General features: G+C 68.9%; 7 protein-coding genes. All 7 read right to left on the bottom strand.

Annotated features, from left to right (window positions below; all coding sequences use genetic code 11):
• Positions 1-262: 262 nt before the first annotated feature.
• On the bottom strand, positions 263-1,231 hold the full coding sequence (locus AC3XYG_RS12925) for a heparin lyase I family protein (protein WP_489140246.1): 969 nt from the start codon (positions 1,229-1,231) through the stop codon (positions 263-265).
• Positions 1,232-1,276: 45 nt separating this feature from the next.
• Positions 1,277-2,074 (bottom strand): ABC transporter permease, encoded by a 798-nt coding sequence (locus AC3XYG_RS12920; RefSeq protein ID WP_489140245.1) that lies wholly within the window; start codon positions 2,072-2,074, stop codon positions 1,277-1,279.
• A gap of 2 nt (positions 2,075-2,076) precedes the next feature.
• Positions 2,077-2,949 carry an ABC transporter permease gene (locus tag AC3XYG_RS12915; RefSeq protein WP_489140244.1) on the bottom strand — a complete coding sequence of 291 codons (873 nt, stop codon included), beginning with the start codon at positions 2,947-2,949 and terminating at the stop codon, positions 2,077-2,079.
• Positions 2,946-3,998 carry an ABC transporter ATP-binding protein gene (locus AC3XYG_RS12910; protein WP_489140243.1) on the bottom strand — a complete coding sequence of 351 codons (1,053 nt, stop codon included), beginning with the start codon at positions 3,996-3,998 and terminating at the stop codon, positions 2,946-2,948. The genes AC3XYG_RS12915 and AC3XYG_RS12910 overlap by 4 nt, the downstream gene beginning before the upstream one ends.
• Positions 3,999-4,060: 62 nt before the next feature.
• Entirely contained in the window at positions 4,061-4,261 is a 201-nt protein-coding gene (locus tag AC3XYG_RS12905; protein ID WP_489140242.1) for a hypothetical protein, read from the bottom strand.
• 33 nt (positions 4,262-4,294) lie between these two features.
• A complete protein-coding gene (locus AC3XYG_RS12900) occupies positions 4,295-5,164 on the bottom strand; it encodes an extracellular solute-binding protein (protein WP_489140241.1) in 870 nt (289 codons plus the stop codon).
• Between the two features lie 19 nt (positions 5,165-5,183).
• Positions 5,184-6,371 (bottom strand): aminotransferase, encoded by a 1,188-nt coding sequence (locus AC3XYG_RS12895; protein ID WP_489140240.1) that lies wholly within the window; start codon positions 6,369-6,371, stop codon positions 5,184-5,186.
• Between the last annotated feature and the right edge of the window lie 34 nt (positions 6,372-6,405).

The raw sequence follows: 6,405 nt of genomic DNA, 5'->3' as shown, positions 1-6,405 counted from the left end.
GGTGTCGTCGAGGAAGAAGCGGTTCTCTTCCCGCGGGCAGGGCGCCCAGATCTGTGGGTCGATGCGACCGGTCTCGAACCCGTCATGGATCTCGGCCGCAGCCGCGGGTGCTGCGCTCAGGAGCAGGGCGATCGGCGGCAGCAGGTGCCGCCAGGGGGCTGCGGGCATGATCCGTCGGCGCAGTGTCGGGCGATGCAGGATAGGGGGCCGTCCGGACGCAGCCAAGCGGCGCCACCGACGGGCTGCTATTTGTCGAACCGCTCTATTTGTCGAAACGGCGGGGATCGACGTCGGCGAAGCTGTGGCCCAGGCCGAAATTGTCCAGCCGGACGACGATCGGCGTGGTCGCCGGGTCGCGATACGGTCCCAGCTTGAAGTACTGCTTGCCGCTGTTGCGATAGCCCATCGGCCCGCGGACGGTCACGATCGGCTGGCCGTTGGCCCAGATTTCGACGATGTCGTCGGGCTGCGCGTTCATGCGCAGATGCACCACCATGTCGACCCAGGCGCCGAAGGCCGGCGGCAGCGACGCCTTGCGGTCGACGGTCAGGCCGTGCCGGCAATCGGCGCTGTAGTCGGGCGGCAGCTTCTTGCCGGCGGGGTCGAAGCCGTCATGCAGGAACGCGCGGCGGCCGGGGAATTCCGAGAAATCGTAGCCGTCCTCCCAGGCGATCGGCACCCGGCACTGCTGGTACGGCGCCGGGCCGTCCTGTTCGACAGTCAGGTAGAATTTCCGGTTGCGGAAGCGCTGGCCTAGGATCGGGCTGTACAGGCCGCTCTGCTTCCACTGGCCGACCACCAGCCGCTGGGCGTCGGCCACGGGTGCCGGCGGCTCGTCGATGCGGAAGCTGAAGCCGTACCACAGGTCGGTGCCCTTCGGCGCCGTCGACCGCAGCCACAGCTCGGCCCGCTGGTCCTCCCCCGGGTCGAACTCCACCATCGGCGCCGCGTCCAGGCAGCCGCTGCGGTTGTGCTCGACATCCACCGGCATGATGGCGGGCGGCAGGTCGGGCGTCGGCAGCAGGGCCATGCCGGCGGCGTAGTGGCCGGACCGCACCACCTTGTCGTCCATGAAGAAATGGCCTTCCGGCCGCTGGCAGGGCGACCAGACCTGCGGCACGATGCGGCCCTGTTCGAAACCGTCGCTCAGGACGTCCGCCGCCGGTGCCGGCGCGCTGCTGAGCAAAAGGGCGATCGGCAGCAGGTATCGCTGCAGCAGGGCAGAAAGCATGGATGTGTCGTCGCTGCCGAATCGGAAGGGAACCGGCAAGGTAGATCAGCGCGGCGGCCGCGAGGCCCCGAGCAGCCGCGGCAAGTCGCCGCGCCAGGCGACCAGCGAGAACACCAGCGCCGCCATCAGCACGAACAGCGCCGTCACCGCGGCCATCACAGGGGTGTAGCCGTAGCGCAGGGCGTTGAAGATCTTGATCGGCAGCGTCACCACGGTCGACCCGGCGACCATGTAGGCGATGATGTATTCGTTCAGGCTCAGCACGAAGGCGAAGGCGTAGCCGGAGATGATGTAGGGCCGCACCGACGGCAGCACGATGGTGCGGAACACGGTGCGCTCGTCGGCGCCCAGCGTCCGCGCCGCCTCCACCGCCGCACGGTCGATCGAGGCGAGGCCGAGGGCGATGTTCACCAGCGGCAGGGTGACGAAGAAGATGCCGTGCGAGATGATGGTGGCGGCGATGTGCCCGTACAGCCCGACAATCTGCCAGAAGATCAGGAAGCCCAGGGCCGAGACCACCGGCGGCAGGATGAACGGCGCGATGCCGAGCGTGTAGAGGGCGCGGCCCCAGCGCGGGTTCCAGCGCCAGAGATACCAGGCCATCGGCAGGGCGATCAGCACCGACAGGCCGGCGGCCAGCACGGCGATGAGGACACTGTTGGCCAGCGCGCCGGTCCATTCCGGGTCGGCGAACATCTCGCCGTACCAGGCGAAGGACAGGCCTTGCGGCGGGAACAGCAGGCGCTTCTTCTCGTTCAGCGACACGCCGATGATGACGACCAGCGGCGCCAGCAGGATGGCGCCGATCAGGCCCATATAGAGCCGGGCGAGGGTGCGTCCCATGGTCAGCGCCTCCGCCCCTGGGCCCGGCCCTGGCCCAGCAGCAGGGTCAGCCCGATCAGGGCCAGGCTGACCAGCACCAGGAACACCGCCAGGGCCGCCGCGAAGGGCACGTTCGACTGGTAGATCGCCTGGTCGGTGATCAGCACCGACAGGGTCCAGTGCTCCGGCTTCCCCAGCACCTGCGGCAGGATGTAGGAGCCGAGGGTGAAGACGAAGACCAGGATGATCGTCGCCAGGATCGCCTGGCGCAGCGACGGCACTACCACGGTGAAGAAGCCGCGCAGCGGCGAGGCACCCAGCGTGCGCGCCGCCTCGGTCACTTCAGGGTCCAGCCGGTTCACCGCCGGGTACAGCATCAGCACGGAATAGGGGAAGCCGATGAAGCACAGGCCCATCAGCAGGGCGCCAAAGCTCGGCGTCCAGGCCTCGGGCGTGTCCAGTATCCCCAGCGTCACCAGCAGGTTGGACAGGCCGGCCGACCGCGACAGCAGGATCGACCAGGCGAAGCCCATGATGACTTCGGACAGCGACAGGATCGACAGGATGCCGACCAGCCAGACGATCTGCACCGGCCGGCGCGTCCGGCTGAGGAACCAGGTGAAGGGGACCGATGCGGTGACGCAGACCACGGCCGCAAGGCCGCAGATCATCAGCGAGAAGCCCAGCACCCGGGTGAACAGCGGCGTCCAGAATCTGAGATAGTTGTCGAACTCGAAGGCCGGCTCGTACAGCCCGCCCTCGACCCGGTGGTAGAAGCTGTAGGCCACCATGATCAGGAACGGCACCAGGAAGAACACGCACAGCATCACCGCCGGCCACAGCGCCGGCAGCCGGGCGGCGAAGCCGCGGGGGGCGTCTGCAGCGGCCGTGGTCATGCCGCCAGCACCACGCAGGATTCGGGCGGCAGTTCGACCATGATGCTCTGCCCTGCCGCGATCGGCGGCAGGTCCTTGCGGGCGGCGGCGGCGACCAGGCGGGTGCCGGCGCAGTCGACATAGACCTCGACCGAATTGCCGACATCGCGCACGAAATCGACCGTGCCCGACACCCGGTTCGGGCCACCCTCGCCGGCCGGGCGCAGCTGGACCTCCTCCGGCCGCACCAGCAGGGTGGCGCCGGCACCGGGCTTCAGGCTGCCGACCCCGTCGCTCGCGGTCAGCAGGGTGTCGCCGAGCCGCAGCCCGCCTTCCGCCACCGCGACCGGCAGCAGGTTGCCGCTGCCGATGAAGTCGGCGACGAAGGCGTTGGCCGGGCGGCGGTAGATGTCCAGCGGCGCACCGGATTGCTGGATCCGGCCCTGGCCCATCACCACGATGACGTCGGCCATGGTCATGGCCTCGCGCTGGTCGTGGGTGACCAGGATGGTGGTGACGCCCAGCCGCTGCTGCAGCTGGCGCAGCTCGATCTGCATCGCCTCGCGCAGCTTGGCGTCCAGCGCCGACAGCGGCTCGTCCAGCAGGAACAGGCGGGGGTCGATCGCCAGGGCGCGGGCGATGGCGACGCGCTGGCGCTGGCCGCCCGACAGCTGCGAGACATGGCGGTCGGCCACGCCGGGCAGCTGCACCATGGCCAGCAGCTCCGCCGCCCGTTTGCGCTGCGTCGCCTTGTCGGCGCCGCGGATGCGCAGGGCATAGGCGATGTTCTCGCCGACCGTCAGGTGGTCGAACAGCGCCAGCGACTGGAACACCATGCCGAAATTGCGCTGATGCGTCGGCACCGGCGTGACGTCGCGCCCGTCCAGCAGCAGCTGGCCTTTGGTCGGCGCTTCGAGGCCGGCGATGATGCGCAGCAGCGTGGTCTTGCCGCAGCCCGAGGGGCCGAGGAAGCAGACCAGCTTGCCGGCGGGAACGGCGAGATCGACATCGGTGACGGCGGTGACCCGGCCGTAATCCTTGGCGATGCCCTGGAGGCGGAGCTCGTGCATGCGGCGCGGGTCCTGTCTCTGCAAAAGGCCCCGACCACCGATGTGGCCGGGGCGGGGCTGCATCAGCCGGTGATCATGCCGGTCCACTTCTCCGCGACCCAGTCGCCGCGTTCGGTGTACAGGCGGTAATCCGGGATGATCGGCTTGATGTCGCTGGAGGCGGCGGCGAATTCCGCGTCGGTCAGCGACAGCAGCTGGCGCGGCACGATCGGCGCGGTGCCGACCTTGCGCGACAGCAGGTCCTGCTGCGCCGGCTGGCACATGAAATCGATGAAGACCAGGGCTTCCTCCAGCTTCTACGACGCCTTGGTCACGGACCAGGAGCCGCGATCGGCCACTCCGCCCTCCTTCGGGAAGGTCGACCGCACCGGGAAGCCGTCCTTCGCCGCCAGGCCGGTGACATCGTGATAATACTCGCCCATCGGGATCTCGCCCGACTGCAGGGCGTTCTGGAACTGGCCCTCGTCGCGATACCACAGCGACACGTTCGGCTTCAGCTCGGCCAGCTTGGCCAGCACCTTGGTGATGCCGTCATCGGTCGCCAGGATGTCGTTGTTGCCGCCGAAGAAGGTGTGGGCGGTGATCTCCAGCAGGAAGGAATTGCTGGCCAGCGCCATCAGCCCCAGCTTGCCCTCGTTCCCCTTGTCCCACAGCGTCGCCCAGCTGGCCGGCGCGTCCTTGTAGCTCTCGGTGTTGGTGACCAGGGTGATGAACCAGGCCACCGCGGCGACGCCGGCGATGCGGCCATCATCGTACTTGTTGATGAAGTCCGGGAAGACCTTGTCGGCATTCGGCATCTTCGCCGGGTCCAGCGCCTGCCATAGGCCGGACTTGATGCCGCGCAGCATGGCGACCTGGGCCATCATCGACACGTCGGCCGGGGCCTCGCCGGCATTGGCCGCGGTCTGCAACTGCACCAGCCAGGCCTCGCCGGTCGGCTCGCCGACGCCTTCGACCTTGATGCCGGTCGCCTTGGTGAATTCCGGGAAGACGTATTTGCCGAAGCTCTCCTCGAAATAGCCGCCATAGGTGCCGATCTTGATGCTGCGCTCCTGCGCATGCACGAAGGGGGCCCGGCCGATTGTGGCCAGGGCGGCGGCACCGGCGGCGGACAGCTTCAGCAGCGTCCGGCGGCTCGGGGAAAAGCGATAGATCTCGCGGGTCATGAAACCTCCTGGTGTTTTTTTATGCAGCGTCGCGGGATGACGAAAGCGCGTCGGTGAGCCGAGCGGCGACGACCGGTGCTGCGTCGTCGCCGACATTGGCGAAGGCGGCGCGCAGGAACCGGTCCTGGCCCGGCCCGAACATGGTGCCCGGCAGGGTCAGCAGATTGTGCCGCAGCGCCAGGTCGCAGGCGACCTCGACCGCGTCGCGGCCGGGGAAGGGGTGTTCGAGATAGGCGAAGAAGGCGCCAAGGCTGACCAGCCGCCAGCCCTCCAGCCCGGACAGGGCACCGCGGAACACGGTGGCCCGCCGGCGCATCGCCGCGGTGTTGGCCTCGACCCAGCCGCCCAGCTGCTGCAGGCCGAACAGCGCCGCCTCCTGGCCGATGCGCGGGGCGCAGATGGCGACGCAGTCCATCGCTTTCTCGACCTGGGCCAGGATCGCCGGGCCGGCGGTCAGCGCGCCGACGCGGTGGCCGGTGATCGCGAACACCTTGGAGAAGCTGTAGAGATGCACCAGCGTCGACGGCCAGTCCGGGTCCTCGAACAGATCATGCGGCCGGGCGTCGGTCGGCAGGAAGTCGATATAGGTCTCATCCAGCACCAGGGCGATGCCGCGGCGCTTGGCCAGCTCATAGAAGGCGCGGATGGTCTCGGCCGGGTAGATCGCGCCGGTCGGGTTGTTCGGCGTCACCAGCACGATGGCGCGGGTGCGGTCGGTGACCAGCCGTGCGGCCTCCTCGACATCCGGCACGCCGCCGGCATCGGGGCGGAAGCCGAGATGGGCGGCCTCGATGCCCAGCGCGTCCAACCACATCTTGTGGTTGAAGTAATAGGGCAGGGGCAGGATCACTTGGTCGCCCGGCCGCGCCAGCGCCGTCATCGCCAGGCAGAAGGCCTGGTTGCAGCCGGCGGTGATCGCCACATTGCCGGCGCCGATCATGCCGCCATAGAAGCGGGCGAAGCGGTCGGCCAGGGCCGCGCGCAGGGCCGGCAGGCCCGAGATCTCGGTGTAGCGGTGCACTGCTGGGTCGCGCAGCCGCTGCGCCAGATGATCGATCAGGCTGTCGGGCGGGGCGTAGCCGGGAACGGCCTGGGCCAGGTCGATCAGCGGCCGGTCGGCCGGAAAGCTGCGGCCTTCGATCCAGCGCTGGGCTTCGGCGATCGGCGGCGCCGCGACGGCGGCGAGGAGCGGATTGAGCGTCGTCATGGCTTTTGATTACACCGGATCGCGCCGCAGCGGC

It is taken from the genome of Inquilinus sp. (assembly GCF_057815775.1).
Note: the sequence above shows the minus strand (reverse complement) of the source record. Positions and strands in the feature narration are given on the sequence as shown.